This window comes from Arthrobacter sp. NPDC056493, assembly GCF_042795115.1.
Lineage (GTDB): Bacteria > Actinomycetota > Actinomycetes > Actinomycetales > Micrococcaceae > Arthrobacter.
Map to the genome: position 1 here is coordinate 25,483 of NZ_JBHTSL010000001.1, position 25,988 is coordinate 51,470.

30 protein-coding genes are annotated in these 25,988 nt (G+C 66.3%); 17 read left to right on the forward strand and 13 right to left on the reverse strand.

What is annotated here, in order from left to right; all coding sequences use genetic code 11:
* Window positions 1–8: 8 nt before the first annotated feature.
* The gene (locus ACFQ50_RS00150; RefSeq protein ID WP_377993477.1) at window positions 9–1,049 is read right to left on the reverse strand and encodes an NAD(P)-dependent alcohol dehydrogenase; all 1,041 of its coding nucleotides are present in this window, start codon (window positions 1,047–1,049) and stop codon (window positions 9–11) included.
* 95 nt (window positions 1,050–1,144) lie between these two features.
* Here ACFQ50_RS00150 and ACFQ50_RS00155 point away from each other — a divergent pair, with 95 nt between their 5' ends.
* The 3 genes from ACFQ50_RS00155 to ACFQ50_RS00165 all read left to right on the forward strand — a co-directional run bounded on the left by ACFQ50_RS00155 (window position 1,145) and on the right by ACFQ50_RS00165 (window position 3,006).
* A complete protein-coding gene (locus tag ACFQ50_RS00155; protein ID WP_377993478.1) occupies window positions 1,145–1,822 on the forward strand; it encodes a TetR/AcrR family transcriptional regulator in 678 nt (225 codons plus the stop codon).
* A 72-nt stretch (window positions 1,823–1,894) separates the two neighbouring features.
* Window positions 1,895–2,200: a hypothetical protein gene (locus tag ACFQ50_RS00160; protein WP_377993479.1), complete on the forward strand. Its 306-nt coding sequence runs from the start codon at window positions 1,895–1,897 to the stop codon at window positions 2,198–2,200.
* A 116-nt stretch (window positions 2,201–2,316) separates the two neighbouring features.
* Entirely contained in the window at window positions 2,317–3,006 is a 690-nt protein-coding gene (locus tag ACFQ50_RS00165) for a VTT domain-containing protein (protein ID WP_377993480.1), read from the forward strand.
* 19 nt (window positions 3,007–3,025) lie between these two features.
* Here ACFQ50_RS00165 and ACFQ50_RS00170 read toward each other — a convergent pair whose 3' ends face one another.
* Entirely contained in the window at window positions 3,026–4,396 is a 1,371-nt protein-coding gene (locus ACFQ50_RS00170; protein WP_377993481.1) for a sensor histidine kinase, read from the reverse strand.
* On the reverse strand, window positions 4,393–5,091 hold the full coding sequence (locus ACFQ50_RS00175) for a response regulator transcription factor (protein WP_377993482.1): 699 nt from the start codon (window positions 5,089–5,091) through the stop codon (window positions 4,393–4,395). Before ACFQ50_RS00175 ends, ACFQ50_RS00170 begins: the two co-directional genes overlap by 4 nt.
* A 111-nt stretch (window positions 5,092–5,202) precedes the next feature.
* Between ACFQ50_RS00175 and ACFQ50_RS00180 the strand changes: the two genes are divergently transcribed.
* Window positions 5,203–6,474: a hypothetical protein gene (locus tag ACFQ50_RS00180; protein ID WP_377993483.1), complete on the forward strand. Its 1,272-nt coding sequence runs from the start codon at window positions 5,203–5,205 to the stop codon at window positions 6,472–6,474.
* A 245-nt stretch (window positions 6,475–6,719) separates the two neighbouring features.
* Entirely contained in the window at window positions 6,720–7,811 is a 1,092-nt protein-coding gene (locus ACFQ50_RS00185; RefSeq protein WP_377993484.1) for an EAL domain-containing protein, read from the forward strand.
* Here the strand turns inward: ACFQ50_RS00185 and ACFQ50_RS00190 are convergent.
* Complete coding sequence (locus tag ACFQ50_RS00190) at window positions 7,808–8,320, reverse strand: VOC family protein (RefSeq protein ID WP_377993485.1); 513 nt, start codon at window positions 8,318–8,320, stop codon at window positions 7,808–7,810. The two genes, ACFQ50_RS00185 and ACFQ50_RS00190, sit on opposite strands and share 4 nt — an antisense overlap.
* A 65-nt stretch (window positions 8,321–8,385) precedes the next feature.
* On the opposite strand from ACFQ50_RS00190, the gene ACFQ50_RS00195 reads away from it, so the two are divergent.
* Window positions 8,386–9,180 carry a helix-turn-helix domain-containing protein gene (locus ACFQ50_RS00195; protein ID WP_377993486.1) on the forward strand — a complete coding sequence of 265 codons (795 nt, stop codon included), beginning with the start codon at window positions 8,386–8,388 and terminating at the stop codon, window positions 9,178–9,180.
* Here ACFQ50_RS00195 and ACFQ50_RS00200 read toward each other — a convergent pair whose 3' ends face one another.
* From ACFQ50_RS00200 to ACFQ50_RS00215, 4 genes are read right to left on the reverse strand one after another with little or no spacing between them, the layout of a single operon-like run.
* Window positions 9,181–10,224, reverse strand: a complete 1,044-nt coding sequence (locus tag ACFQ50_RS00200; RefSeq protein WP_377993487.1) for a sulfate/molybdate ABC transporter ATP-binding protein — start codon at window positions 10,222–10,224, stop codon at window positions 9,181–9,183. It abuts the gene before it with no gap.
* Window positions 10,221–11,042: an ABC transporter permease gene (locus tag ACFQ50_RS00205; RefSeq protein ID WP_377993488.1), complete on the reverse strand. Its 822-nt coding sequence runs from the start codon at window positions 11,040–11,042 to the stop codon at window positions 10,221–10,223. The genes ACFQ50_RS00200 and ACFQ50_RS00205 overlap by 4 nt, the downstream gene beginning before the upstream one ends.
* 7 nt (window positions 11,043–11,049) lie before the next feature.
* Window positions 11,050–11,859, reverse strand: a complete 810-nt coding sequence (modA, locus tag ACFQ50_RS00210) for a molybdate ABC transporter substrate-binding protein (protein WP_377993489.1) — start codon at window positions 11,857–11,859, stop codon at window positions 11,050–11,052.
* Window positions 11,856–12,266 (reverse strand): molybdopterin-binding protein, encoded by a 411-nt coding sequence (locus ACFQ50_RS00215; RefSeq protein ID WP_377993490.1) that lies wholly within the window; start codon window positions 12,264–12,266, stop codon window positions 11,856–11,858. Before ACFQ50_RS00215 ends, modA begins: the two co-directional genes overlap by 4 nt.
* A gap of 210 nt (window positions 12,267–12,476) precedes the next feature.
* Here ACFQ50_RS00215 and ACFQ50_RS00220 point away from each other — a divergent pair, with 210 nt between their 5' ends.
* From ACFQ50_RS00220 to ACFQ50_RS00235, 4 genes are read left to right on the forward strand one after another with little or no spacing between them, the layout of a single operon-like run.
* Window positions 12,477–13,220 (forward strand): phosphatase PAP2 family protein, encoded by a 744-nt coding sequence (locus tag ACFQ50_RS00220; RefSeq protein WP_377993491.1) that lies wholly within the window; start codon window positions 12,477–12,479, stop codon window positions 13,218–13,220.
* A 38-nt stretch (window positions 13,221–13,258) separates the two neighbouring features.
* The gene (locus ACFQ50_RS00225) at window positions 13,259–13,930 is read left to right on the forward strand and encodes a response regulator transcription factor (RefSeq protein WP_377993492.1); all 672 of its coding nucleotides are present in this window, start codon (window positions 13,259–13,261) and stop codon (window positions 13,928–13,930) included.
* Window positions 13,927–14,910, forward strand: a complete 984-nt coding sequence (locus ACFQ50_RS00230) for a sensor histidine kinase (protein WP_377993493.1) — start codon at window positions 13,927–13,929, stop codon at window positions 14,908–14,910. Before ACFQ50_RS00225 ends, ACFQ50_RS00230 begins: the two co-directional genes overlap by 4 nt.
* Window positions 14,911–14,930: 20 nt before the next feature.
* Complete coding sequence (locus ACFQ50_RS00235) at window positions 14,931–15,566, forward strand: DedA family protein (protein ID WP_377993494.1); 636 nt, start codon at window positions 14,931–14,933, stop codon at window positions 15,564–15,566.
* Between the two features lie 28 nt (window positions 15,567–15,594).
* Here ACFQ50_RS00235 and ACFQ50_RS00240 read toward each other — a convergent pair whose 3' ends face one another.
* Complete coding sequence (locus ACFQ50_RS00240; RefSeq protein ID WP_377993495.1) at window positions 15,595–15,885, reverse strand: antibiotic biosynthesis monooxygenase family protein; 291 nt, start codon at window positions 15,883–15,885, stop codon at window positions 15,595–15,597.
* 68 nt (window positions 15,886–15,953) lie between these two features.
* Entirely contained in the window at window positions 15,954–16,604 is a 651-nt protein-coding gene (locus ACFQ50_RS00245; protein ID WP_377993497.1) for a dienelactone hydrolase family protein, read from the reverse strand.
* Between the two features lie 237 nt (window positions 16,605–16,841).
* Between ACFQ50_RS00245 and paaA the strand changes: the two genes are divergently transcribed.
* Genes paaA through ACFQ50_RS00275 form a run of 6 tightly spaced genes read left to right on the forward strand, consistent with a single transcriptional unit; the run spans window position 16,842 to window position 21,693 of the window.
* Window positions 16,842–17,873: a 1,2-phenylacetyl-CoA epoxidase subunit PaaA gene (gene paaA / locus ACFQ50_RS00250; protein ID WP_377993498.1), complete on the forward strand. Its 1,032-nt coding sequence runs from the start codon at window positions 16,842–16,844 to the stop codon at window positions 17,871–17,873.
* A complete protein-coding gene (gene paaB, locus ACFQ50_RS00255; protein WP_377993499.1) occupies window positions 17,870–18,172 on the forward strand; it encodes a 1,2-phenylacetyl-CoA epoxidase subunit PaaB in 303 nt (100 codons plus the stop codon). Before paaA ends, paaB begins: the two co-directional genes overlap by 4 nt.
* Window positions 18,169–19,080 (forward strand): 1,2-phenylacetyl-CoA epoxidase subunit PaaC, encoded by a 912-nt coding sequence (gene paaC / locus ACFQ50_RS00260; protein WP_377993500.1) that lies wholly within the window; start codon window positions 18,169–18,171, stop codon window positions 19,078–19,080. Before paaB ends, paaC begins: the two co-directional genes overlap by 4 nt.
* Window positions 19,077–19,637, forward strand: a complete 561-nt coding sequence (gene paaD, locus ACFQ50_RS00265) for a 1,2-phenylacetyl-CoA epoxidase subunit PaaD (protein ID WP_377993501.1) — start codon at window positions 19,077–19,079, stop codon at window positions 19,635–19,637. The genes paaC and paaD overlap by 4 nt, the downstream gene beginning before the upstream one ends.
* 10 nt (window positions 19,638–19,647) lie before the next feature.
* On the forward strand, window positions 19,648–20,874 hold the full coding sequence (paaE, locus tag ACFQ50_RS00270) for a 1,2-phenylacetyl-CoA epoxidase subunit PaaE (RefSeq protein WP_377993502.1): 1,227 nt from the start codon (window positions 19,648–19,650) through the stop codon (window positions 20,872–20,874).
* Between the two features lie 39 nt (window positions 20,875–20,913).
* On the forward strand, window positions 20,914–21,693 hold the full coding sequence (locus ACFQ50_RS00275; protein WP_377993503.1) for an enoyl-CoA hydratase/isomerase family protein: 780 nt from the start codon (window positions 20,914–20,916) through the stop codon (window positions 21,691–21,693).
* Here ACFQ50_RS00275 and ACFQ50_RS00280 read toward each other — a convergent pair.
* Window positions 21,690–22,169 (reverse strand): VanZ family protein, encoded by a 480-nt coding sequence (locus ACFQ50_RS00280; protein WP_377993504.1) that lies wholly within the window; start codon window positions 22,167–22,169, stop codon window positions 21,690–21,692. The two genes, ACFQ50_RS00275 and ACFQ50_RS00280, sit on opposite strands and share 4 nt — an antisense overlap.
* Window positions 22,170–22,255: 86 nt before the next feature.
* Between ACFQ50_RS00280 and galU the strand changes: the two genes are divergently transcribed.
* Window positions 22,256–23,146, forward strand: coding sequence for a UTP--glucose-1-phosphate uridylyltransferase GalU (gene galU / locus ACFQ50_RS00285; protein ID WP_377993505.1), 891 nt, complete (start codon window positions 22,256–22,258; stop codon window positions 23,144–23,146).
* Between the two features lie 148 nt (window positions 23,147–23,294).
* On the opposite strand, the gene ACFQ50_RS00290 is transcribed toward galU, so the two are convergent.
* Together ACFQ50_RS00290 and ACFQ50_RS00295 are read right to left on the reverse strand one after the other, a co-directional pair.
* Window positions 23,295–23,927 (reverse strand): LPXTG cell wall anchor domain-containing protein, encoded by a 633-nt coding sequence (locus tag ACFQ50_RS00290; RefSeq protein WP_377993506.1) that lies wholly within the window; start codon window positions 23,925–23,927, stop codon window positions 23,295–23,297.
* 170 nt (window positions 23,928–24,097) lie between these two features.
* A complete protein-coding gene (locus ACFQ50_RS00295; protein ID WP_377993508.1) occupies window positions 24,098–25,969 on the reverse strand; it encodes a DUF4012 domain-containing protein in 1,872 nt (623 codons plus the stop codon).
* Window positions 25,970–25,988: the final 19 nt, after the last annotated feature.

Here is a 25,988-nt window from a genome sequence, read left to right on the forward strand (position 1 = left end):
GCCAACGGTCATTTATCGTCGCTGAGAACCCTGATGGCAATTTTGCCGCGCACGTCCCCGGCCTCAAGGTGGCGCATGGCATCCGGAACCTCGTCGAGCGTGTAGGTCCTGTCGATGCTCGGCGTCACCTGGCCGGACTCGATAAGCGGGGTGAGCCGTTCGAGGTCGCTGGCGCGCTCCTTGGAAGCGAGCATGGTCAGGCGCTGACGCAGGAACAGGGACACCAGCGGTGCCCGCAGGCTCCGGCCGAAGCCTCCCGTCCACCTGCCGCCTTCCTCGCCTCCAACGATGACGGCGGTTCCCGTGGGCGTGAGGGCGCGCCGCAGCCGTGAGAGCGGAGGGTTCCCTCCGATGTCGAGTATCAGGTCGTATTGGCGCGTTCCGTCGGCGAAGTCATCCTGCGTGTAGTCCAGCACGTGGTCGGCCCCGAGGGAACGCACCAGATCTGTCTTTGCGGTGCTGCTGACGCCGGTGACCTCGGCCCCGAGGGCCTTGGCAAGCTGCACGGCGTAGCTGCCGACGCCGCCCGAGGCGCCCAGGATGAGCACCTTCTGCCCGTGCTGCGCCCTCCCGGCGTCGTACAGGGCCTGGATGGCCGTGCCGGCCGAGATCGGAACCACCGCCGCCTGCTCGAATGACAGGTTCGCCGGCTTGTGGGCGAGCTTGTCCTCCAGCGCCGCGGCGTACTCGGCGAACGATCCCCGGGACATTCCGTACACCTCGTCGCCGACGGCGAACCGGGTCACCGAGGCGCCGACGGCGGCGACTGTTCCGGCGACGTCGATCCCGGGCACCCGGTTCTTCGGCGCGCGGAACCCGAACCCCATGATGCGCATGAGGTACGGACGGCCGGCCATGACGTGCCACGTTCCGCGGTCCATGCCCGCCGCGTGCACACGGACCAGCACTTCGTTCTCAGCGATATCCGGGAGCGCCATCTGGCCGCGACGAAGAACGTCAACGGTGCCGTATCCGTCCTGCACGATGGCCTGCATAGTGTGGGCGATAGCTGCGTTGTCCGCGGACTTCGGGCTTGTGGGGTCAGTCATGTCGATCCTTTCAATGTGTTTGCCTTACAAAGTACGGTTAATGTACCGTACAAAGTACGAACGGTCTATGCCCCGAATCAAAATCTGGAGTCTGCATGCCTGCGCCAACGAACAACAGCCGCCCCCGCCTCAGCCGGGGGGAAGTGCTGCGCGGCGCCGTCGCCGTTGCCGATGCCGGCGGCATCGCATCCCTGACCATGCGCTCACTGGCCGACGCGCTCAAGGTCAAGCCAATGTCCATCTACCACTACGTCGCCAACAAGGACGAGGTCCTCGACGGCATCGTCGACATGGTCTTCAGCGAGATCGAGTTGCCCACAGTCGGCGGCGATTGGCGGGCAGAGATGCGGCGGCGGGCCGCCTCCGCGCGTGAAGCGATGCGGCGCCATCCGTGGGCGATCGGCCTCGTCCAGACGCGAACAAGCCCCGGTCCGGCCACCCTGAAGCACCATGACGCCGTCATCGGCGCCCTGCGCGGGGCGGGCTTCTCGGTGGCGATGACCGCCCACGCCTTTGCCCTGATCGACGCGTACGTCTACGGCTTCGCCCTCTCCGAGGCGACGCTGCCAATCAGCGGCCCCGAGACCGTCACCGAAGTCGCTGAACAGATGATGGGTCAGTATTCCGCCGGGGACTACCCCCACCTCGTCGAGTTCTCAATCGAGCACGTGATGAAACCCGGCTACGACTACGGTGCGGAGTTCGAGTTCGGTCTGGACCTGGTCCTCGAAGGCCTCGCCAAGGTGTCAGGGGCGCCGGGCACCTTGAGTTGATGCCACGGTATTGCCGCCCTCGCAGGGTGCTACTACGATGTGCGCATCTTGAGACCAAAGGAGGTCCTTGCCATGTCATGCATCGTCACGGTTAAGATTCACGGTGATACGGATGCCTTCACCAAATCGCTCGAGGAACGCTCGGACGAGTACCGCGAGATCTCCGGACGCGGCCGGGAGCAGGGCGCCATCCACCATCAGTTCGCCGTCGGGGATGGCTTCATTCTGGTGGTCGACGAGTGGGAGTCCGCGGAAGCATTCGAGAAGTTCTTCAGCCAGCCAGACCTGAAGGCCTTCATCGGATCCGTCGGCGGCGACCCCAACACACCCCCGGAGATTACCTTCGGGGAATCCATCGACTCTGCGGACAGGTTCTAAGCTGACCACGCTCTTGGCGCAGCCCGCCGTCGACGTCATCGATTCGACGTAGACGAACGGGTTGTGCCAGGTGGGGACCCTTCACGCGGGCCGGGCACGGGCATACGCTGGGGGCCATGCATCCCGTGGGTATCACCGCCGTCCTGTCTGTCCGGCCGGTCACCGGGCTTCTTCCGCCGTGGATGGATCCGAACGTGTTCCTCCGCGATCCCGCCGTCGCGCCCTGGGTCATCGTGGTGGTGTGCGCGTTCCTGTTCATCGAAACGGGCATTCTGGTCGGGTTCTTCCTACCCGGGGATTCACTGCTGTTCACCGCCGGGCTGCTCGTCGCCACCGGCACAGTGCATGTGAACATCCTGCTCCTGGGAGCCGCCGCGTTCGTTGCGGCGTTCGCGGGCGACCAGACGGGCTACCTGATCGGGCGCAAGGCCGGACCCGCGGTCTTCAAAAAGCCCGGCTCCCGCTGGTTCCGCAGCGAATACACGGACAGGGCCCACGAATTCTTTGAAAAATACGGGCGCCGGTCCGTTATCCTGGCCCGCTTCGTGCCGATCGTGCGGACCTTCCTTCCCGTCACCGCCGGCGTGGGCAGGATGGGGTACCGGACGTTCATCGCGTTCAATGCGATCGGTGCGCTGCTGTGGGGTGTGGGCGTGCCGCTGCTCGGGTTCTGGCTGGGCAGGTACGACTGGATCGGCGCGAACATCGACCTGATCTTTATCCTGATCGTGCTGATCTCCTTGGTTCCGATCGGGATCGAACTGTTGAAGAACCGGCGGACAAAGTCTGGTGACACCCAGGCCTGAACCAAGCCGGACGGTCAAGCTACCGGACGTCCAACTGGAGTACGGGGATCGTCAGCCGCACGATCAGGCCGGAGTCGGCTGCGTTCTCGAGGGTGACCGTGCCGTTGACCGAGGCCGCTGCGGCGGCGACGATTGCCAAACCCAGACCGGACCCGTCCGCGGTGCCGCGCACTTTGTCTGCCTGCGAGAACCGGTCGAACGCGTGGGGGAGGAACTCCGGATCGATGCCGGGCCCGTTGTCAGCCACGATGGTGGTGAGGTTCGGGGGATCCCACCTGATGGCGGCGGTGATCTGCCCTTTCCCGTCGAGGGCGCGGAGGGCGTTCGATAGCAGGTTGTCGAGCACCCGGCCGTAGAGGAGTGCCGGCATCGCCACCGGTGCTTCGTGTTCGGCGCGGTCGGGCACGATCAGGTCAATCTCGACGTCGTCGCTCATTGCCCGGAGCCGCGCCCGGTCGATGGCCTCGCCGGCCTCGTCGACCAGGGCGCCCACGGTGGTTGGTGTCGGCGGGCGTCCGGCGTCCAGGCGGGACAGTTCGAGCAGGCTCTCGACGAGTTCGGTCAGGCGTGTGGTTGCCCGTTCGGCGCCGGCGATGTCGGAGTCGATGCTGCTGCGGTCGCCGGCGCGGAGCAGCTCCAGTTGCGCCTGGAGAACGGCCAATGGCGTGCGGAGTTCGTGGCTGGCATCCGAAACCAACTGCCGTTCCCGCGAGGCTGAGGCCCGGAGGTCGTCGATGAGCCGGTTGAGGGTCCTCGCCAGATCCGTGATTTCATCCTTCGCCGGGCCCACGGGCAACAGTTCTTCGGTGCCGGAGGCGACGATTGCTTCCGCGCTCCGGCGCAGCTGGGTGACCGGCCGGAGAGCGGCCCCAATCAAATGCCAGGAGACAGCGCCGAACAAAAGGGTGAGGGCGCCCAGGCCCAGGGTGAGGCCGGCCGTGAGGTCTGTGAGGACCAGGGCGGATTCGTTCTGGTTGCGGGCAGAGATGATGGTCCAATTACCGGCGCGGGTCTGGACGGTTTCGACGGCCACCATGTAGGTGGCGCCGCCCGCGGACACCTGCTGCGGGCCGGTGTCGGCGAGGTCGATGAGGGCCATATTCGAGGTGATCGAGGCCGGCAGTGTCGAAGTCTTCGTGGTCCCGGCGGGGTCGATGACGGCCACAAGCTGACCTTCACCGGGATTATCGGCCGGTTCGTTCGGCTCCTGCTGGATGGCCGTCTCGAACGGGACGGCATCGTCTTGGAGCACTTCGAACGCCGCATTCTTTACGATCTGATCGACCTGCTGCCGGACGAGGAGGGAGACGGAGCCGAAGAAGACGGCGGCCAGCAACAGCGTGCCGATGGTGATCCGGGCGCGGACGGAGAGCCTGTTCAGGGCTGTCATCGGTCCCGCGTCAGCTCGAAGCCGACACCCCGCAGGGTGCGCAGGCTCACCCCGGTGGGGAGGCGTTCAAGTTTGCGGCGGAGGTAGCTGATGTACTGGTCGACGATGTTCGGATTGGTGTGCTGAACCGTCCCCCAGATCTCCAGCAGGATCGCCTCGCGCTGCACCGTCTCGTCGACGTTCTGGGCCAGGAACCGCAGCAGCGCGAATTCCTTCGGGCTCAGCGGAACCACCTTCTCGCCCGCCTTCACCACATGGTCGTGACTGTCTATGGTCAGCCCGCCAACCTCGATCCGGGGGCTGATGGCCAGACTCTCCCTGCGCCGGAGCGCGCGGAGCCGGGCAGTGAGTTCGCTGAAGGCAAAGGGTTTGGTGAGATAGTCGTCGGCGCCCGCATCCAGGCCCCGCACGCGGTCACTGACGTCGTCCCGGGCTGTGAGCATCAGGATGATGAGCGAACTGGAGGCATCGCGTAGCCGCCGGCAGAGTTCGAAGCCGGACATCCCCGGCAGCATCACATCGAGCACAGCGATGCGGTAGTTCCCTTCCTGCGCGGTGATCAGGGCCGTCGTGCCGTCTTCGATCCAGTCTGCTTCATAGCCCTCGCTGGTGAGTCCGCGGGCGAGGAGAGGGCCGAGCTCGGCGTCGTTTTCGACGACGAGAACACGGACGGGACGGTCGGATGCTGCGGCCATGGGGCAATTCTTGCCGTGGTGGCGCTTTCTGAACAAATCATGTGAGAACTCTCAGACTGACGTGCTTCGGTTCGCAGTTCCGCTGAAGCATCGGCTGGAAATGTGCAGCCCATGAGCACACGAGAGATGACATCCCCGCCCACAGTCACACGGCGGCTGAGCAAAGTCCCCGAGATCACCATCTGGTTCTGGATTGTCAAGATCCTCTGCACCACTGTCGGCGAGAGCTTCGCCGACTTCATCAACGTGGCCCTCGGAGTGGGCCTCGTTCCAACCGCAATCATCTTCACGGTCGCCACGGCTGTCGTGCTTGCCGTGCAGATGAGGCTGCGGCGCTACCGCCCGGGCGCGTACTGGCTCATGGTCGTCATGCTGAGTATCACCGGAACCCTCTATACAGACCTCCTCACCGACCAGGCCGGCGTACCCCTCTGGGTAAGCTCCAGCGTGTTCGCCGCGATGCTTGCCGTTGTTTTCACCATCTGGTTCGTCAAAGAACGGACCCTCTCCATCCACAGCATCGTCACCGTGCCCCGCGAAGCCTTCTACTGGCTCGCCGTTCTGGTGACCTTCGCTCTCGGCACGGCGCTGGGCGACTGGACCCTCGAGCTCACCGGCTGGGGACCCGGCGTCTCGGTCCTGCTGCCCCTGGTCCTCATCGGCATCGTCACCGCCCTCTGGCGTTTCGGCGCCAACCCGGTACTCGCCTTCTGGATCGCCTACATCCTCACCCGCCCCCTCGGAGCGAACATCGGCGACTGGCTCGGTCTCACCGCCCCCGAGGGAGGCCTGGGCCTCGGCACCCTCACGACGAGCATCATCTTCCTCGCCGCGATCCTGGCCACCGTTGTGTACCTCTCGGTCAGCAAAGCCGACGTCGTCGAACACGCATCCAACAAGGCAGCGCCCGCAGCGCCGCCCGCACGCCGGCGGACCGCGTTGGGCATCCTGTCTGCTGTCGCCGTCGGCACGGTAGCGCTCCTCGCGTACACGAACAGCCTCCCGCACGCCAGCGCCCTTGCCGCCGAAGGCCCCGCAGCGGGCTGCACTGCCGGCTCCGCCCCACTGACCGGGTCAGAGGCCAAAGCGGCAGCGCATGCCAACTTCCCCGCCGCAAACGTCGCCGAGTTCCGAACCATCGCCTCCGACACCCTCGCACTCGTCAAAAAGGGCGACCAGTCCGGTGCGGCGGCCCGGATAACCGACCTGGAAAGCGCCTGGGACGACGACCAGCCTGCGCTCAGCGCCGCGGACTGCGCCGCGTGGACCTTCATCGATCAGCAGATCGATCCCGTCCTGACCGCTGTCCGCTCCCACACTCCCAACCCGGCGACGGAACAGGCAGTCTTGAATGACCTCCTCGCAACGCTCGGAGGTGCCTGACGCCACCCGGATGGTGGTGTCACGCTGGCCCGGCGGCGGGCCAGGAAGTACGACGCCGGTGCCTCACCTTAGGGGGCAGGTCAGCACCCGCCACGCCTAACGGTCGCGGTCCAGCCAGTGCCGTTGTTTTACAGGCAGCGAAATACTCTTCACAGATCTGTAAAGGCGGCTCACCTGCGTTTATGATGCATCCAGAGGCAGAAGTCCAGCCAGCGGCCAGCTGCCCGGAACCTGAGGAGTGCCCATTGGACAGTACCCGGTTCCCTGACGAGGACAGCTGGCCGGGCGAGGACTCCGGCTCCGATATCCCCCTGGTGCGGGAGCAGGCCTACGAGATCATTGACGCGGTCCTGGCCGGCACGGATCCGGAAGGGGCCGAGGTCCGGGACCGGCTGCGGGAACATGTGGCGGCGCATCCCGGAAACCCGGAAGCGGCACTTCACGAGCATCTGGTTTTCACCCGTTCCCTGGCCCGGCAAACCAGCACCGGGCCCGCGGCCGGCGGACGGAGTGAGGACGTAAGCCATGGCCGGGCGGCCATCGAGGCGGTCCTCCACGCGGGCATGCTCGTCACGGCCTTCCAGCCGATCCATGATCTTGGCCGCGGCGGTGTCATCGGCGCGGAAGCCCTGACGCGTTTTGTGTGGGAGCCCGACGGCGACGGCGCGGGTTCCTGGTTCAAAAATGCCGCGGCCGCCGGCCTGGGTGCTGACCTGGAGTTCTCAGCGCTGCAGGCGGCTGTGGCCGCGGCGCAGGATCTGCCGCACCACCTGGTTGTGGCACTGAACCTCTCCCCGGCCGTGTGCCTGGATCCCCGGCTGCCGGGATTCCTGGAACATGCGCCCCTGGAACCGTCCCGGATCATGCTGGAACTCACCGAACCGCTCCAGCCCGGTGAAGTGGACCCCCTGCTGGGTGCCCTGGCGCCACTGCGAAGTTCCGGCATGGGGTTGGCGGTGGACGAGGCCGGCACGGACGCTGCCTCCATGCGCCACATCCGGTCCCTGCGGCCGGAGGTCATCAAGATCGGGCGCGGCATGGTTGCAGGGATCGACGCCGATCCAAGCCGCCAGTACCTGGTGGCCGACCTGGTCGAGTTCGGACGCCAGACGGGAGCCGCGCTGGCCGCCGTCGGAATCGAAACCGCCGCTGAACTTGCTGTCCTGACCCGGCTGTCAGTGGCCGCCGGCCAGGGGCACTTCCTGGGAAGGCCTACGGTCGACGCCAAGGAATGGGCCACGTGGGCCAGCCATGCCACCCCGGCAGCCGAAAGCGGGCACGGAAGGCACGGCCGCCACACGGCCGGACGGCCGCAGCCGGACGGGCACCAGGGTTAGCCCTGCTGCGCGGCCCATTCCTCCACCCGGCGGTTGCTTTCCTCTTCGGAGAGGTCTTCCACGCGGGTCATGATGGACCAGCGGACGCCGAAGGGATCCCGGATGCTGGCGTACCGGTCGCCTGAGACAAACGTGGACAGCGGCTCGCGGATCGTGGCTCCGGCCTGCTCCGCACGATGCACCAGGGCGTCTGCGTCCGCGCAGTAGAGGCCCAGGGAGTAGCAGTCGTTCTCACCCTCCGGCGCCGGAACCAGGCGGTATTCGGGGTTGGGTTCGCCCAGCTGCAGGTGGCCGCTTCCAAAGTCGAGTTCCGCGTGGACCACCACTCCGCGCATCTCCGTGGCGCCGACCACCCGGGCGCCGAACACGTCCTGGTAGAAGGCGATCGCTGCCCTGGCGTTGGTCACGGCCAGGAACGGCGTGAGGCTGGTCAGGCCGTTCGGAATTCCGTGCGTGGTGTGCTCTCCGTGGGCGGCGGTGGTGGATTCGGTGCTTGTAGTATCTGTCATGTCTATGACGCTACGTGCCCGGCCCGTGGCGGCGCTTGGAGATTCGCGACAGTCTGAGGGGACCGGTGGAGAGTTCGTTCAAGGGGATCCTGTACCCGGCCCGGCTTCCCACATTTCACCGCCTTCCGGCGCCGGCCTCCGTGGCGGACCTGGTCCAGTGGTTCTGGATTCCCGAGTGGGACATCGAGCCCGGCCGCACATCCCGCCAGCACCTGATCGCCTACCCCGCTTCCAACCTCGTGGTGCAGCCTGACGCCGTCGTCTTCTCCGGCCCCACCACCCGGGCCGCCCACCGGGACCTGGCTGGACGGGGCTGGGCGGTGGGTGCGCTGCTGCGGCCGGCGGCCGTGCCACTGTTCACCGGGGATCCTTCCGGCCTGCGGGACACGGAGGAGGCGGTGGCTGCGGAAGGACTGCACCGTTCCGTTCTGGAGGCCATGAACACGCACGACGGCGGTACCCGCCGTGGGCGGGCAGTGGACGCCTTTGCGGGGTGGCTGGCGTGCTTTGCCGGGCCCGCGGTGACCGAGGAGGCGCTGCTGGCCAACCGGCTGATGGAGCTCGTTGCTTCGGACGCCTCTCTGGTCCGGGTGGAGGACGCCGCGTCTGCGCTGGCGGTGTCGCAGCGGACCCTGCAGCGCGTGGCCAGGAAATACATCGGCCTCAGCCCGGCCGCGCTGATCCGCCGTCGAAGGCTTCAGGACGCTGCGGAGCGGACGCGGCTGGATCCTTCAGCGGATCTGGCAGCGATAGCTGCCGAGCTGGGCTACGCCGACCACGCCCACCTGACGAATGACTTTCAGAAGTACCTGGGTTTCACACCGAGCACGTACCGGCGGGCGGTTGCCGGCGAGCGGTGATTATGCGGGGTAGATGGTGATGGCCGCGGCCTTGATGACGAAGTAGACGTCGGTTCCCGGCGCGAGGCCGAGGTCGGCGGATGCAGCGGGGGTGATGTCGGCCGCGAGGTGACCGGCCCGGGCCCGGATGAGGTCGCCGTGGGGTTCGAGGTCGGTGATGGTGACTTTGAAGGTGTTCCGTGGGCTGCCGTGTTCGGCGGTGGGGTAGATCGAGACCGCCGACGGCGGGAAGGCCGCCACGCCGGGATTGCCGGGGTGCGCTGTGTCGTCCCGGTGTCCGGCGATGTCCAGGCCGTGATCCGTGGTGAGGCCGGTCCCGGTGATGGTGCCGGTGAGGAGGTTCAGGCCGGACAGGCCTGCGGCGAAGCGGCTGCGGGGTTTTTCGAGGACCTCCCGGGTGGGGCCGTGTTCGGTGATGTGGCCGTTCTCGATGACCATGACCCGGTCGGCGAGCATGAGGGCGTCGAGGATGTCGTGGGTAATGATGATGGCTTTGCGGCCGGCGAGAACGCGTTTGAGCAGGCGCCGCAGGAGCGGCGCGGCGTGGATGTCCAGGGCGGCCATCGGTTCGTCCAGGAGGAGCAGTTCGGGGTTGGTGGCCAGTGCCCTGGCGACTGCGACGCGCTGGGCCTGGCCGCCGGAGAGCTGGCCGGGGCGGCGTTGGGCGAGTTCTGCGGCGTCGACTTCGCCCAGCCAGTGCCGTGCCGTTTGGTGCGCCTCCTTGCGGGAGGCTCCTGCCGCGCGGGGGCCGAAGGCCACGTTTTCCAGCACGCTCAGGTGCGGAAAGAGCAGCGGTTCCTGGGCCAGCAGCGCGGTGCCCCTGGCGTGCGGAGGCGTGAAGTGGCCGCCGTCGACGTCGAAGAGCGTTGCGTCGCCGAGTTCGGCGTAGCCGGTGTCGGGCCGGAGCAGCCCGGCCGTGATGCCGAGCAGTGTTGATTTTCCGGCGCCGTTGGGTCCGAGGACCGCCACGGTTTCAGCCGTTCCGAGGCTGAGGGAGACGTCGAAGTTGCGGGCGAGCAGGGCCGCGTTCAGTGTGAAGGTCATGCTGTGGTTGCCTCCGTGGCGGGCTGCGTGCGGGACCGCCGGTAGGAGAGCCCGACGACGGCCACGGCCACCGCCACCAGGACCAGGGAGAGGGCGACGGCGGCGTCGGCGTCCGTTTCGCGCTGCAGGTAGATCTCCAGCGGCAGGGTCCGGGTGACGCCCTGCAGGCTGCCGGCGAAGGTCAGGGTGGCGCCGAATTCACCGAGGCAGCGGGCGAAGGACAGCACTGCGCCAGACGCCAGTCCGGGCAGGACCAGCGGGATGCTGACGCGTCGCAGGACGGTGGTGGGGCGGGCGCCGAGGGTGGCGGCGACTGCTTCGTACTTGGTGCCGGCGGTGCGCAGGGCCCCTTCGAGGCTGACCACCAGGAAGGGCAGGGCAACGAAGGTCTGAGCGAGGACCACGGCGGTGGTGGAGAACGCGATCTGGAGCCCCGCCAGTTCGAGGGATTTGCCGAGCAGGCCCTGCCGGCCGAACGTGTAGAGCAGGGCGATGCCGCCCACCACCGGTGGCAGCACCAGCGGCAGGAGCACGAAGGCGCGCAGCAGCCGCTGCCCGGGGAAGTTCCCGCGGGCGAGCACCAGCGCCAGCGGCACTCCGAGGACGATGCACAGCGCCGTGCTGGCCGCGGACGTGCGCAGGCTCAGGCCCAGCGCAGTGAGCGAGGACTCGGAGGTGATGAGTGGAACGAACTGGCTCCAGTTGACCTTGGCCACCATGGCCGCCAGCGGCAGCAGGACGAAGAGCCCTCCTGCTGCCGCGATGGCGTAAATCCACAGCGGAATGCCGGTGTAGCCGGCCCCGCGGCGTGACGTCATCCTGCGGTCACGGGGCGCCGAATCCGGCGTCGGACAGGACCTTCTTGCCCCCGGCGCCGGTGACGGCGGCGATGAACGCCTTGGCCAGGTCCTTGTTCTTGCTGGCACCCACCGTGGCGATCGGGTAGGTGTTCACGGCCTTGTCCGACTCGGCGAACGGGATGCCCTTGACCCTGCTGCCGGCGGTCTTGACGTCGGTGACATAGACCAGGCCGGCGTCGGCCTCACCGGAGGTGACCTTGCCCAGGACATCGGTGACCGAGGATTCCTCGCTGACCGGCTTCAGCGTGGTGCCGGTGGCCTGTTCCACCTTGTCGGTCGCGGAGCCGCAGGGCACCTGCGGGGCGCAGACCACAACCTTGACCCCGGGCTTGGCGAGGTCGGCGAAGGACGCGATCGACGCCGGGTTGGACGCCGGCACCGCGATCTCCAGCACGTTGGTAGCGAAGTTCGTGGCGGAGCCGTCAATGAGCTTCGCGTCGGAGAGCTTGGTCATGTTCTTCGTGTCGGCGGAGGCGAACACGTCCGCGGGCGCGCCCTGGGTGATCTGCGTGACCAGGTCCGAGGATCCAGCGAAGTTCAGCGTGACCTTGGCGCCGGGGTTGGCGGCCTCGAAGTCGGCGGCGATCTTGGTGAAGGTGGCCTTCAGTGATGCTGCGGCGAACACCGTCACCGTGCCGGCGGGCTTGGCGGTTTCGCTGGCGCCGGCCGTGCTGGTGGCTACCGGGGTGGTGTTGCCTCCGCCGCAGCCGGCCAGGCCCGCGGCGAGGGCGCCGGCGGCCAGCAGGGCTGTGATGTTCTGGCGGGTGATCCTCATATGATGCTCTTTCCCTGGGGTGTTTCGATGATGACTGTGGTGGCTTTGACCACGGCCGTGGCCACTGAACCAAGCTCCAGTCCGAGTTCACGGACGGCTTCGCTGCTCATGAGGGACACCACCCGGAAGGGGCCGCACTGAAGCTCCACCTGCGCCATGACCTTGTCGGCGGTGATCCCGGTGACCAGGCCAACGAACCGGTTCCGTGCGGACCGGCCCACCTTGGTGGGGTCATCGGGCAGCTGGGCCTGCTGCCGGGCGAGGTGGGCAAGTTCAAGCCCGTCCACGGCCAGGCGGCCGGAATCATCCTTGATGGGCGCAAGGGTCCCGTTTTCGGTCCAACGCCGTACGGTGTCGTCGCTGACACCGAGGAACCGTGCTGCTTCAGCGACTCGTATCTTGGCCATAAACCCAGATTATTCCCTATATGCGGTCCCAGGCAGGCATTTGACCCGTAAATTCGAATATGACCGGCAGGCTGTCCTGCCGGTAGACATCGCAGCGGAGCCCGGGACGATTCGAAGCCACGGGTTTTTTAGAGTTTTCTTAGTGCCCTCCTTCCACACTAAGAGGAGGCAGGCATAGAGCGCTGCCGCAGCAACCAGGAGGAGTGGCCAGTGGGCAGGGCTGAGATCGAACGAGACGTCACAGCGGAGCGAACACGCTTGGCGGTGCTGCCGCAGCTGCAGCACTGGATCGCGGTGCCGCTGATGTTCGCCATCCTGATCATCGCCGCAGGATTCTCGCTGCGATCCTCACGGGACTTCACGGCCGCAGACCTCTCTGTCGATGCCGCGTTGAGCCATCACCACACGCCGCCCCGGACCGCGATCGCACTGGCCGTCAACGTCCTCTTCAGTCCCGCAGCCGGCGTAGTGATCATCGCCGCGATTTGCCTGTTCCTGCTGCTGGTCCGCCGGAGCCCGGTGAATGCGTTCGCCACCGGACTCGTGGCGGCCGGCTCGTGGGTCAGCAGCGAGCTGTTCAAGCTCATTGTGGCCCGGCACCGTCCCGACTCCGCAGCGCTTTTCGACCCCCTGACCCCGGAGCCGGGTACGGACAGCTTCCCCAGCGGGCACACCGCCCTCGCGGTGGCCATCGTCATCGCGCTGTTCCTCCTGGCGCGGGGCAGCCGCTGGCAATGGCCGGTCCTGGTGGTGGGAGCTGCGGTGGCCCTTACGGTTGCCCTCTCCCGCATCTACCTGGGCGTTCACTACCCAACGGACGTGGCGGCGTCGTTCCTAACGTCCCTGACCGGAGCCTCCTTCATCACGGGACTCTGGAACAGATACGGGCTGGCGGCGCTGGCGCGCCTGCCGTTCCTGGCCCGGCTGGGGCCGGTTCCCGCCCCGGTCTCCTGACCAACAGGGCCACACCGGATTGGGAGAGAATGGCAGTCATGGACGCGGACCGGAAGAAGCGTGTGCTGCTGGTTGAAGACGACCGGCAGCTCGGGCCCCTCATCGCTGAACTTATCGGGGACGACTTCGACGTGACCCTGGCCCGTGACGGCCAGCAGGGGCTGCACCTCGGCCTTACGCGGGAGTGGGATGCCCTGGTGGTGGACCGCGGGCTCCCGCTTCTCGACGGCGCAGCCCTCGTGACGGCGCTCCGGGGCAAGGGAGTGACTGCGCCGGTGCTGATCCTCACCGCCCTGGGGACGGTGCAGGACAAGGTGGACGGCCTGGACGCGGGCGCCAACGACTACCTGGTGAAGCCGTTCGACGCCGCCGAGCTCGCCGCCCGGCTCCGCGCCCTGACCCGCACGTTCCGTCCGCCGCTGCGGACCCTGCCGCTCGGGGACTGGACGTACGACGCCGGCACCCGGCTTTTGCTGTCACCCTACGGTGACCGCGTATCGCTTTCCCCCAGGGAGGGTTCGCTGCTTGAGGTGCTGGCCGCCGAACCGGAACGGGTCTTCTCCCGGGCGGAGCTCCTCGGGAGGGTGTTCTCTGCGGCGGATCAGCCGGGCGCCGTTGACACCTACGTGCACTATCTCCGCCGGAAGGCGGGCCGCGGCATCATCCGCACCGTGCACGGCGCCGGATACCAGCTGGGGGATCCATCATGAAAGCGTCCGACGCCGACCGGCAGATCCTGCGGACCGCCGCCCGTAAGGTGAGTGCCCAGATTGCGCTGGTATGCGCCGCGAGCGTCGCCGTCGTGATCCTGGCGCTGGTGTTGTTCGCACTCTACCGTTCCCAGCCCGCCGAACTCGTGCAGCATCCTGCCGGCGCCGGCAGGATCTACATCGACGAAGCCGATGGCCTGCTGGCGCTGATCCTTGGCGGCGCGCTGGGTGTGGTGCTGGCGGCCGCCGCTGGCCTGGTCAGCGCCAGGAGTGCGGTGAAGCCACTGGGCGAGGCACTGTCCGCACAGCGGCGCTTCGTTCAGGATGCCAGCCATGAGCTGCGGACCCCGTTGGCCGTGCTCGACGCCCGGCTGCAGCTCGCCCAGCGGAAAGCCGGGCCGGAGAGCCCGGCCGCACCGACACTTGCCCGGCTCCGCCAGGACAGTGCCGGGCTCGCGGAATTGGTGGACGACCTGCTGCTGATGTCCGCGCCGGCATCCACGGAACAGCTGGAGCCGACGGACATAGCCGCGCTGGTCCCGGCCGTGACGGACGATCTTCGGCTCCTCGCAGGAGAGGCCCGGATCGCGCTGCAGTGCACCGTTGCCGCCGGCCCTGCCGGACTTCCCCGCGTGCGGGTTCCCGCGCATCTGCTGCGGCGGATGGTCACGGCACTCGTGGAGAATGCCCTCGCGCACACCCCTGAGGACGGCCGGATCGACGTCAATGTTTCGGCGGCGGGCCGGAAAGTCCGGATCATGGTCCGGGACACCGGTCCTGGAATCCTGGGCATCGAGCCCGGGCAGGTGTTCGAACGGTTCGCCCGCGGAAGGCCGGCCTGGCACAACCCGGCACGGCGCAGTTACGGAATCGGACTGGCACTGGTGAAGGAGGCGGCCCTGCGCCACGGAGGCGATGTGACGGTGGCAGAAACCGGGGCGCAGGGAACAGCCCTGAGCCTGGAACTGCCGGCGGCCTAGCAGGACGGGACGGAACCGGCGTGGGCGGACTCATTGAGGGCATCCTGGGCGTCAGCCCTGCACTGGCCTACACCCTGGTGGCCCTGCTCGTTTTCGCCGAGGACGCCCTGTTCGTCGGCTTCGTGATACCCGGCGAGACGGCCGCGGTGCTGGGCGGGGTGGTGGCCAGCCGGGGCCAGGTGCAGCTGGGGCTCATGATGGGCCTGGTGGTCCTGGCCGCGGTCATTGGTGACACCGTCGGGTATGAAGTCGGCAAGCATGCGGGGTCCAGGCTGCTGGAAACCAGGGCCCTCAAACGCCACCGGGACAAGCTGGACAAGGCGCAGGACTTCCTGCGGCGGCGCGGCGGTGCGGCCGTGTTCCTGGGCCGCTTCATTGCATTCTTCCGCGCAGTGATGCCTGCGCTCGCCGGTATTTCCCGGATGCACTACCCCCGGTTTCTGGCCTTCAACGCCGCCGGCGGGCTCGCCTGGGGTGCAGGCTTCGTGCTGCTGGGCTACCTGGCCGGCAATTCCTATGAGACTGTTGCCAAAACCGCCGGCAGGGATGTCACGGCCGTCATTGTGGTCGTGGCTATTATTGCCGCCGTGGTGTGGCGCGTCCGCACCGCGCGACGGAGAAGGCAGCGGACGCACCAGCCCGGCGAGCGCAGCTAAAAGCACGCAGAGGAGAGCAGCCCTTAGGTCAGAATTCGACGACTTCGAATTCGAGCAGGTCTGCACCCGTGGCCACCGGCTGGCGGTCGCCGCCGTGCGCTTCGCGGGCCTGGCCGCTCCGCCAGTTCTGGAAGTCCTCTTCGGTGGCCCAGGTGGTGACCACGAAGTAGCGGTCGTCGCCCTTGACCGGGCGGAGCAGCTGGAAGCCTTCGAATCCGGGCTGCCCGTCGACGGCGTGTGCCCGGGCGGCGAAGCGCTGCTCGAGTTCGGGGCCCTTGCCTTCGGGGACGTGGATGGCGTTGATCTTCACAACAGACATGGTGTTCCTTTCGTGGGGAGGAGCTGGGCGATCTTCTGCATAACGAGCAGGCGGTTACCAGAAGTCTGTCATCCCTCCGGAGCATCGCGCTCCTGCAGCAGGTAATGGATGAACCAGTCGGCGGCGAGGGTGGCCGCCTGGGCCAGTGTCCCGGGTTCTTCGAAGAGGTGGGTGGCTCCCGGGATGATTTCGAGCCGCGTTGGCGCCCGCATCAGGGCCATGGCCTGGCGGTTGAGCGCGAGGACCTGGGGATCGGCGCCGCCGACGATCAGCAGGGTCGGGGCGCGGACGGCGGTTAGTCGGGGACCGGCCAGGTCCGGGCGTCCGCCTCTCGAAACAATGGCCGCGATCCGCGCGTCCGGTTCGGCTGCTGCCCAGAGGGCGGCTCCGGCTCCGGTGCTGGCCCCGAAGTATCCGATGCTGCACGACGCGGTGTCATCCCTGGTGCCCAGCCAGCGGGTTGCCGCTGCGAGCCGACGTGCCAGCAGGGCGATGTCGAAGACGTTTTCACGGTTGCCCTCTTCATCGGGGGTCAGCAGATCCAAGAGCAGAGTGCCCAGCCCGGCGTCTTGCAGTACCGAGGCGACGAACAGGTTGCGGGGGCTGTGCCGGCCGCTGCCGCTGCCATGGGCGAACACCACAACAGCCTCGAACTGCGCGGGCAGATGCAGGCTCCCGAGGACGCTGACGTTGCCAGCGTCTATTTCCACGTCAGGCATGGCGGGTTCTCCAAGCTCAAGGCCGCTAAGGGCAGGCTGCGGGCGAATTCCAGTAGATACCCGTGAGGCAAGAGGGGCAACTGGGGCGAAGGATCCGCCCGCGGGCTGCGGATCCGGCCCCGTACATGTGCCGGGTGTTGCTTGACGCCCTTCGCCGCTTCCGCATATCCTGAACGAACGGTCGGTAAATAATCCCGGTACAAGTTCCAGTACGGACGTGAATGCATAGGAGCAACCATGGCAGCGCAGAACCTGCAGTCAGTGCCTGACCAGCCGGCAGCCCCCAACGAGCCAGCCCCCCGCGCCAAAGAGGCACAGGCCCAGCTGGAGACCGAGGGCCAGGCATACTTTGACCGCGTGATCTCCGACGACTCGCGCATTGAACCCAAAGACTGGATGCCTGCCGCCTACCGCAAGACCCTCCTGCGCCAGATCTCGCAGCACGCGCACTCGGAGATCATCGGCATGCAGCCGGAGGCCAACTGGATCTCCCGCGCCCCCAGCCTGAAGCGCAAGGCCATCCTCATGGCCAAGGTCCAGGACGAGGCGGGCCACGGGCTCTACCTCTACTCCGCCGCCGAGACGCTGGGCCAGTCCAGGGACCAGATGATGGATGACCTCATCGCCGGCAAGGCCCGCTACTCCTCGATCTTCAACTACCCGGCCCTCACCTGGGCGGATATGGGGGCCATCGGCTGGCTGGTGGACGGCGCCGCCATCTGCAACCAGGTGCCGCTGTGCCGCGCGTCCTACGGTCCGTATGGCCGGGCCATGGTGCGCATCTGCAAGGAGGAGTCCTTCCATCAGCGGCAGGGCTTCGAGATCCTGCTGGAGCTCTCCAATGGAACGCCCGCGCAGAAGCAGATGGCCCAGGACGCCGTGAACCGCTGGTACGCCCCGGCCCTGATGATGTTCGGCCCGCCGGACGACGATTCCCCCAACTCCAAGCAGTCCATGGCCTGGAACATCAAGCGCTTCAGCAACGATGAGCTGCGCTCGCGGTTCGTCGGCATGATGGTGGAGCAGGTCAGGGTCCTGGGCCTCACCCTCCCGGACAGCGAGGTCCGCTTCAACGAGGACACCAGGAAGTGGGAGCACGGCCCGCTGGACTGGAACGAATTCAAGGAAGTCCTGGCCGGCCGCGGCCCCTGCAACTCGCAGCGGCTTGAGCGCCGCCGGGAAGCGCACGACGACGGCGCCTGGGTCCGCGAGGCAGCGGCCGCCTACGCAGCAAAACAGTCAACGAAGACGAAGGAATACGCAGCATGAGCGACGAAGCAACCCACCGCAGCGTCTGGCCTCTCTGGGAGGTCTTCGTCCGGTCCAGCCGCGGCCTGAGCCATGTGCACGCCGGCAGCCTGCACGCGCCGGACGCCGCCATGGCCCTGCGCAACGCCCGCGACCTCTACACCCGCCGCAACGAGGGCGTCTCCATCTGGGTGGTCCCGGCGGACGCCATCGCCGCGAGCGATCCGGACGCCAAGGGCTCGTTCTTCGAATCGCCCCAGGGCAAGGACTACCGGCACGCCACGTACTACACCAAGAGCGAAGGCGTGAAGCACCTGTGAACCCGGAAACAGAAACGCAGGCAGGCCACGGCGACATCTCGGTCGGCGTCGCCGGGGCAGGCGCCAGCGGCGACGGTTCGGCCAGCGCCACCCGCATCACGCCCGGCAACGCGCTCCGCCCGGAGGACATCGCGCTCGAGGTCCGCACCGGACTGGCCAAGCCCACGAAAGATGCGGCCGAGTACGCGCTGCGGCTGGGCGACGACGCCCTGATCCTCGCCCAGCGCCTGGGCCACTGGATCTCCCGCGCGCCGGAACTGGAGGAGGACGTGGCGCTGGGCAACATCGCCCTGGACCAGCTGGGCCACGCCCGGTCCTTCCTCAGCTACGCCGCCGGCCTCGACGAGAAGACCGAGGACGACCTCGCCTACTTCCGCCGCGAGCACGAGTTCCGCTCCGCGCACCTGTTCGAACAGCCCAACGGGGACTTCGCCGTCACCATCGCCCGGCAGTTCGTGGTGAGCTACTACCAGTTCGAGCTGTACCGCCGGCTGACCGAATCCACCGACGCCACGCTGGCCGCCATCGCCGCCAAGGCCGTGAAGGAAGTGGACTACCACCGCGACCACAGCGCCCAGTGGATCCTGCGCCTGGCCCAGGGCACCGAGGTGTCCCGCCGCAAGATGATCGCCGGCCTGAACCTGATCTGGCCCTACGTCGGCGAGCTCTTCGCGGATGACGAGCTGACCACCCGCCTCAGTGAAGCCGGTGCCGCCGTCGAGCCTTCCAGCCTGAAGGCGGACTTTGACCGCCTCACCGGAGAGGTCCTCAAGGAAGCCGAGCTGGACGTCCCCGACGTCCCGGCAGCACCGGGCGGCGGCCGCCAGGGCAAGCACTCCGAACACCTGGGCTACATCCTGGCCGAGATGCAGGTGCTGGCCCGGGAGCACCCCGGAGCAAGCTGGTGACTGCCGTGTACGTATCGGACTTCGAGACCAAGGCCGGCGTCGCCAGGGAACAGAAGGCCCGGCAGAAGGCGTGGGACATCGCCGCCACCGTCTGCGATCCGGAGATCCCGGTGCTCAGCATCGAGGACCTGGGCATCCTGCGGAACGTGGACGTGTTCGACGACGGCGGGATGGTGCCCGCTGTCCAGGTCACCATCACGCCCACGTACTCGGGCTGCCCGGCGATGGACGCCATCCGCGACGACCTCAAGGCCGCCTTCCATAAAGAGGGCTATCCCAGCGTGCACGTGGAGCTGGTGCTGGCCCCGGCGTGGACCACGGACTGGATGACCGAGGCCGGCAAGGCCAAGCTGCGGGAGTACGGCATCGCCCCTCCAACGGGCATGTCCAAAGCAGGCGGCCACTCCGGCCCCGTCCGGCTGAGCCTGGCCGTGAAGTGCCCGCAGTGCTCGTCGCTGAACACCAAGGAACTCACCCGCTTCGGTTCCACCTCCTGCAAGGCCCTGTACGTGTGCCAGGACTGCAGGGAACCGTTCGACTACTTCAAAGTCCTGTAAGGAATTTCCCATGCCTGTTGTCCGCCAGACTGCCGCCGAATCGGCGCAGGCCACCGGCCGCCGTCGTCCGTCCTTCCATTCCCTCACCGTGGCGGAGGTGCGCCGGCTCACCGAGGACGCCATCGAGGTGACGTTCGCGGTGCCGGCCGGGCTCGCCGGGCAGTTCGACTACCTGCCGGGCCAGTACGTGGCCCTGCGCACCACGCTGCCGGATGAGGCCGGCGAGCCGAAGGAGATCCGCCGCAGCTACTCCATCTGCGCCGAACCGCGCAGCTTCGCGGACGGCAGCAGCGAGATCCGGGTGGCCATCAAGAAGGACCTGGGCGGGCTGTTCTCCACGTGGGCCAACGCCGAGCTGAAGGCCGGGGACACCCTGGACGTGATGAGCCCCATGGGCGCGTTCGTCTCCAAGCACGGCCGGGACGGGCAGGCCGTGGAGCAGAACGTCATGAATTCGATGAATCATCCGGAGGAGCTGGCGGGGGAGGCCGGGAACTTCGTGGCCATCGCCGCGGGCTCGGGCATCACCCCGGTGATCGCGATCGCCCGCACGCTGCTGGCCGCCAGCCCGGACACCCGGTTCGACCTGATCTACGCCAACAAGGCCGCCATGGACGTGATGTTCCTCGAGGAGCTCGCGGACCTGAAGGACAAGTACCCGCAGCGCCTGGCGCTGCACCATGTGCTGTCCCGCGAGCAGCGGATCGCGCCGCTGCTGAGCGGCAGGATCGACGCCGAGAAGCTGCGGGCGCTGCTGGGCACCGCCATCCACGCGGACGACGTGGACGAGTGGTTCCTGTGCGGGCCGTTCGAGCTGGTGCAGCTGTGCCGGGACACCCTGGCCGAGCGCGGCGTGAAGCCGGAGCACGTGCGGTTCGAGCTCTTCACCTCCGGCAAGCCGGACCGGCCCGAGGGCAACGCTGGCCGCCCCGTCATCGAGGACGAGTCCAAGGAGACCTACAAGATCACGTTCAAGCTGGACGGCCTGCAGGGTGACGTGTCCAGCCCCACGCACGCCCGCGAGTCCATCCTCAACGCGGCGCTGCGGGTCCGCCCGGACGTGCCGTTCGCGTGCGCCGGGGGAGTGTGTGGCACCTGCCGCGCCAAGGTGGTCACCGGCACCGTGACCATGGACGAGAACTACGCGCTGGAGCAGGATGAGCTGGACAAGGGCTACGTCCTGACCTGCCAGTCGCATCCCACCAGCAAGGAAGTCACCGTCGACTTCGACGTGTAGGCCTGTCCGAACATCCGGTCTCAACTTTCAGGAGTCCCCATGATCTCCCTCTCCATCGCCGGCGGCGTCGCCGAAGTGGTCCTCAACGCCCCGCACAAGCTGAACTCGCTGGACGAGCAGGCACTGGCGGATTTGTCCCAGGCGTACGACGACGCCGCTGCCGCCGCCTCCCGCGGTGAGGTGCGGGCGCTGCTGCTCAGGGGAGAGGGACGCGCCTTCTGCGCAGGCCGGGACATTGCCGGCGTGACGCCGGAGAACGACGACGCCGAGGCGTACCTGGGCGGGCTGGTGCAGCCGCTGCTGCAGAGGATGAGTTCGTTCCCGGCCCCCACGTTCGCCGCGGCCCAGGGTGCGTGCCTGGGCGTGGGGCTAGGGCTGCTGCTGGCCACGGACGTGGTGTACGTGGCGGAGAACGCGAAGTTCGGCTCGCCGTTCGCCAAGCTGGGCGCCACGCTCGACTCGGGCGGACACTGGTACTTCACGGAGCGGCTGGGCATGCACCGGACGCTTGACCTGATCTACACGGCGGAGCTGATTTCTGGTACTGAAGCCGTGGCCCAGGGGATGTTCAGCCGGGCTTTGCCGGCGGACGAACTGCTGGACACCACACGCGCCATCGTGGCGAGGGTGGCCACCGGCGCCACGGGCGCGTTCAAGGCCAGCAAGGAACTGGTGGCGCACATCCGCGACCAGCGGCTTGGACTGTGGACCTCGATGCAGGAAGAGAACGCCGAGCAGGCGCGTCTGTGCAAGAGCGAGGATTACGCCGAGGGCTTCCGGGCGTTCCAGGAGAAACGCGAGCCCAAGTTCAAAGGCTAACGAATCTTTGGGGGCCGGGCAGGCTTCGGCGGGAGCGCCGGCTGGGCCCGTTGGATCCACTGCTCCAGAATGCCCAGCACCCAAATCCCCAGTATTGCCCCGGCAGTGTTGGCCACGATGTCCATGGCGCTGGGAAACCGGTCGTGCAGGAACAGCTTCTGTCCCAGCTCGATGCAGCACGAAGCCAGGAAGGCGCTCAGCACGATCCGTCCGCGATGGAACGCGGGGAAGGCTAGAGCTGTGAGCATGCCAATCGGTGTGAACATCAGGATGTTGGACGCGAATTCCACGAAGCTGTAGTTGATCAGTTCGGGAACTCCCGAGTGGTGAAGAGCAAACAGCACCGCCTGCAGCCGCCCGGCCACAGGACGGTCAACGGGGGTGGGCCAGAACGCAACAAAGGCAAGGGCTGCCAGATACAGAGCCAGCAGGGCGCGCGAAGATCCCACGACGTCGGCCCGGCTCCATTTCCCCATACGAAAACGCTACGCGAGTCTGTATCCATGCCGAAATCTGGCGCCGGAAATTTCACTTTGCGCAAGTCAATTTGTAAGGTTCGATCATGACATTGGGGAAATCAGTACGTAAAGCAGTTATTCCGGCCGCCGGTTTGGGCACGCGTTTCCTGCCTGCCACCAAGGCGATGCCGAAGGAAATGCTGCCGGTGGTTGATGCGCCGGCCATCCAGTACGTCGTTGAGGAGGCCATTGGCGCCGGCCTGGACGACGTGCTGATGATCACGGGCCGCAACAAGCGGGCGCTGGAGGATCACTTTGACAGGGCTCCGGCTCTGGAGCGCACGCTCGAGCTGAAGGGCGACCAGGCTCGCCTCGACGCGGTCCAGCATGCGTCGGGTCTCGGCCCCATCCACTATGTACGGCAGGGCGAGCCGAAGGGTTTGGGTCACGCGGTCCTGTGCGGCCGCCAGCACGTCGGTGACGAGCCGTTTGCGGTTCTGCTGGGCGATGACCTCATCGACGAGCGGGACGAGCTCCTGACCACCATGATCGAGGTCCAGGCTAAGACGGGCGGATCGGTGATAGCCCTGATCGAAGTGGAGCCGTCCCAGATCAGCGCGTACGGCTGCGCTGACATCTCAACCGTTGATGGTGAGGGATACGTTAGGGTGAACAGCCTGGTGGAGAAGCCGTCGGTGGATGAGGCACCGTCCAACTTGGCAGTCATCGGCCGGTACGTGCTACACCCGGCAGTATTCGACGTCCTGGAGAAGACGGAGCCCGGCCGCGGCGGAGAAATCCAGCTTACCGACGCACTGCAGACTCTCGCCGCAGGCGAGGGTGAGGGGTCTGGCGTGTACGGTGTGGTTTTCCGCGGCCGTCGCTACGACACGGGGGACAAGCTGAGCTACCTGAAGGCCGTGATCACGCTGGCATCAGAGCGTCCCGAGTTCGGCGAGGACCTGAAGGCTTGGATGAAGGAATTCATCGGATAGGCAGCGCTGGCAAAAGCCCTGTAGCGAGAAAGCCCCGACGTTCGTCGGGGCTTTCTCATTTGCTGCTCATGTTTGCTTAGAACAATGAAGCGGGCCAGTACCGGGGAATCCGGAACTGGCCCGCTTCATGAAGCGTAAGGCTTGGTGCTTAGGCAGAAGGCTCAGCGTTTGCGCGGCGGCGAACAACGACCACCGAAGCGGCGCCGGCAGCGAGTGCACCGGCACCTACGAGCGACCACAGCACCAGGCTGGAGTCGGCGCCGGTGTTGGCCAGGCCGTTACCGCCGGTGTTAGCCAGACCAGCGCCACTGCCGCCGGTATTGGAGAGGCCGGTCCCGGCGCCTGTTGCTGCACCAGCAACAGTGACGCTCGTTGTAACCGAGTGATTTGCACCTGCAGCAGTCAGCGTGTAGGTGCCCGGTTCGTTGAGGCTGAGCGGGAACGCGAACGAACCATCAGCCCCGGCAGTCGTGGTGAGGGTCTGCGGAGCAGCCAGCACGGTGATCTTGGACGGAACCGACATGGCGGCGCCGCCCGAGAAGCCGCCGCCGAGTGCCTGCGGAGTGCTGGTAATCGTGATCGTAATGGTGATGGTTTCGCCAGGCACGAAGCCAGTGCCGGAGAAGGTGAAGACCTGACCGGGCGTTACGGTGCCGTCTGAGACGGCGCCGGTTCCACCTGAACCGGCACCGGGTGCCGGGTAGGTGGCAGCCATAGCCGGCACGGCGCCGGTGAGTGCGATAGAGCCCGCAAGTGCGAGCGCAGCGATAGACTTCTTCATTTGTGTCCCCCCTGAGACCTTTTAACACGGATGTCACATTGATGTGGAGATTCCCCATCCCCATGTGACCGTGGGGCGAATCTCGTGGTGTTACCCAAGGAGAGATTAGCACCCCGCGGGCGGTGTCTCCAAAGTGAATCCAAACACTTTACATACTGTTAATGAGCTGGTTATGAGGCCGGAGCGCATGTCGCGGTTTCTGTCTTCCGGACTACGTCCTTTATCGCTTGCACAGTGGGTGTAACTGCCAGTACTGGCTCGGTGTGCTGCACGATCTTTCCAAACGTGAATTCCACTGTGGTGCTCTGACCTGGCGCGAGCCGGACTGTGACCGTTCCCACGGGTCGTCCGACATGCCGCTGAGACGAAAACGGGGTTTTCTTGCCAGCCACGAATGCTGTTTGGACGTTCGACTGCACCGGGCCGTACGCGACTATGTTTGTCTGAACGCTACCTGCCGGGATACCAAACGCACCGCCACCCGTTACGTATTCGGGCAGCACTGTCGCCGCGTCCTTTGGCGCGGTGTTCGTACTTGTAACACGCACTTTTATCTGCACGTAACCATCGGCAGGGCACTCCTCCACGAGTTGCACAGTTCTCTTCACGTGGTAGTCCATTTTGGCTCCGGTGCCGTCGTTGAAATAGACGCCAAATTGTGCTGGCGACGTGCTCGGTCCGGAAATTGATCTGCCGACTGCGTACTTTGTAATTACGGACTGCTCGGCCTCGTTAGCGGACCAGACCATAATCCGCCCTTCTTCCCCACCTCGTGCTACACCCGCGATGAGCTTTGCTGCATCGCCATTCCCGGCGGATAGTGAACCAAAAAGTTCCTTCGCGACCGCGGCGAAGTAGACGTCCTGTAGCTTCGGGTCAGGAATTTGTGAGTAGACGTCAGATAGCAGAGTCTTGACGACGTTCCCCCCAGTAAGTTTCGTCGGCAGGCCGGGGCCGATAAGTCGCTGGAGCTCGGGGTCCAGCTGGACTGGCCCCGTGGCGGTAAGTAAATAACTTAGGGCGACGGGATCAATGGAGATGGCACCGTCCAGGCGCTCGCCGTATTTCTGCTCCCACATTGCCACGGCTGTCTTCGCGGATGTCGGAAAATCGGGGGTGAGGTTCACGTCCTGCATGAACTTGCCCACTCGAGCGGAGTAGATTAGCTGCTGTTCCGGGTCAATCGGAACTACAGGGGACATGGTGCCCAGCTCTGTGGCGCTGGTCTGCTTGACAAGGGCTAGCTTTCCCTTTTCGACTTCTAGCACCGCCAGAGCTCCTGGGATTCCGCCAGTGGCGCGACTCTCGGCATTGTTTTGGATGAGAAGTAGGTAGTACCGCTTTTGAGAAGCTCCCATCATGGATGGTGCGACCTTTGCGGCGTCAGAAGCTGCGACGAGGCCGTCCTCGAGCAAACCTAGCTGTTCTCGGGCCTGAACGAGTGGTTGGGATATCTGTGGCAACAGAGCGCTGGTATCTAATTCGCTCAGCCTCTCCGCAGTCTGGCTTACTACGTAGGCCGCAGCCGTCAGCTTTGGTTCGGCAGCCTTCAGCGGTGCGAGGTTGACGCCTTGCTCATTGGGAGTGAGTTCCTCCCAGTCCAACGACTTCAATGTGCTCACTACAGGGGCGACGCCCTGCTTCGCGACCTCATCGGCTGCAGTCGCAATGGTGCTCACGGCCTGGAAGTTCTGACCAATGAACGGTAGCGCCCCTGCCAACGTCCAGAGAGGATCGGCGGCAGCCTGACGTGCCTGCGCGGTATGTTCATTGAGCTCTCCGGCAGACTTAGCCGCAGCTTCAGGGTCACGTTGGACAATATTCTGTTTGAGTACGGGCGCCAGCTTCGATGCCGCTTCCAAATGATTACTGATGGTAGACGCTCGAGTACCCAGCCAGACAACGGCCAGTGCCAGCAGGCCCAGTGCAACGGCCAGCCAGATCAGGGTCTTTAGCCTAGACGGCTTCTTGCGCCTGGGGGTGCGGCTCGAAGCGAGATAAGCATCATCGCGCCTAACATCAGTCGTGCTCGGTTCCGTCATGTAATGACGTCCTTCCGGT

Coding starts and splice junctions, on each gene's coding strand:
- ACFQ50_RS00150 (WP_377993477.1), bottom strand. CDS start 1,049: ATGACTGACCCCACAAGCCCGAAGTCCGCGGACAACGCAGCTATCGCC.
- ACFQ50_RS00155 (WP_377993478.1), top strand. CDS start 1,145: ATGCCTGCGCCAACGAACAACAGCCGCCCCCGCCTCAGCCGGGGGGAA.
- ACFQ50_RS00160 (WP_377993479.1), top strand. CDS start 1,895: ATGTCATGCATCGTCACGGTTAAGATTCACGGTGATACGGATGCCTTC.
- ACFQ50_RS00165 (WP_377993480.1), top strand. CDS start 2,317: ATGCATCCCGTGGGTATCACCGCCGTCCTGTCTGTCCGGCCGGTCACC.
- ACFQ50_RS00170 (WP_377993481.1), bottom strand. CDS start 4,396: ATGACAGCCCTGAACAGGCTCTCCGTCCGCGCCCGGATCACCATCGGC.
- ACFQ50_RS00175 (WP_377993482.1), bottom strand. CDS start 5,091: ATGGCCGCAGCATCCGACCGTCCCGTCCGTGTTCTCGTCGTCGAAAAC.
- ACFQ50_RS00180 (WP_377993483.1), top strand. CDS start 5,203: ATGAGCACACGAGAGATGACATCCCCGCCCACAGTCACACGGCGGCTG.
- ACFQ50_RS00190 (WP_377993485.1), bottom strand. CDS start 8,320: ATGACAGATACTACAAGCACCGAATCCACCACCGCCGCCCACGGAGAG.
- ACFQ50_RS00200 (WP_377993487.1), bottom strand. CDS start 10,224: ATGACCTTCACACTGAACGCGGCCCTGCTCGCCCGCAACTTCGACGTC.
- ACFQ50_RS00205 (WP_377993488.1), bottom strand. CDS start 11,042: ATGACGTCACGCCGCGGGGCCGGCTACACCGGCATTCCGCTGTGGATT.
- modA (WP_377993489.1), bottom strand. CDS start 11,859: ATGAGGATCACCCGCCAGAACATCACAGCCCTGCTGGCCGCCGGCGCC.
- ACFQ50_RS00215 (WP_377993490.1), bottom strand. CDS start 12,266: ATGGCCAAGATACGAGTCGCTGAAGCAGCACGGTTCCTCGGTGTCAGC.
- ACFQ50_RS00225 (WP_377993492.1), top strand. CDS start 13,259: ATGGACGCGGACCGGAAGAAGCGTGTGCTGCTGGTTGAAGACGACCGG.
- ACFQ50_RS00230 (WP_377993493.1), top strand. CDS start 13,927: ATGAAAGCGTCCGACGCCGACCGGCAGATCCTGCGGACCGCCGCCCGT.
- ACFQ50_RS00240 (WP_377993495.1), bottom strand. CDS start 15,885: ATGTCTGTTGTGAAGATCAACGCCATCCACGTCCCCGAAGGCAAGGGC.
- ACFQ50_RS00245 (WP_377993497.1), bottom strand. CDS start 16,604: ATGCCTGACGTGGAAATAGACGCTGGCAACGTCAGCGTCCTCGGGAGC.
- paaA (WP_377993498.1), top strand. CDS start 16,842: ATGGCAGCGCAGAACCTGCAGTCAGTGCCTGACCAGCCGGCAGCCCCC.
- paaB (WP_377993499.1), top strand. CDS start 17,870: ATGAGCGACGAAGCAACCCACCGCAGCGTCTGGCCTCTCTGGGAGGTC.
- paaE (WP_377993502.1), top strand. CDS start 19,648: ATGCCTGTTGTCCGCCAGACTGCCGCCGAATCGGCGCAGGCCACCGGC.
- ACFQ50_RS00275 (WP_377993503.1), top strand. CDS start 20,914: ATGATCTCCCTCTCCATCGCCGGCGGCGTCGCCGAAGTGGTCCTCAAC.
- ACFQ50_RS00280 (WP_377993504.1), bottom strand. CDS start 22,169: ATGGGGAAATGGAGCCGGGCCGACGTCGTGGGATCTTCGCGCGCCCTG.
- galU (WP_377993505.1), top strand. CDS start 22,256: ATGACATTGGGGAAATCAGTACGTAAAGCAGTTATTCCGGCCGCCGGT.
- ACFQ50_RS00290 (WP_377993506.1), bottom strand. CDS start 23,927: ATGAAGAAGTCTATCGCTGCGCTCGCACTTGCGGGCTCTATCGCACTC.
- ACFQ50_RS00295 (WP_377993508.1), bottom strand. CDS start 25,969: ATGACGGAACCGAGCACGACTGATGTTAGGCGCGATGATGCTTATCTC.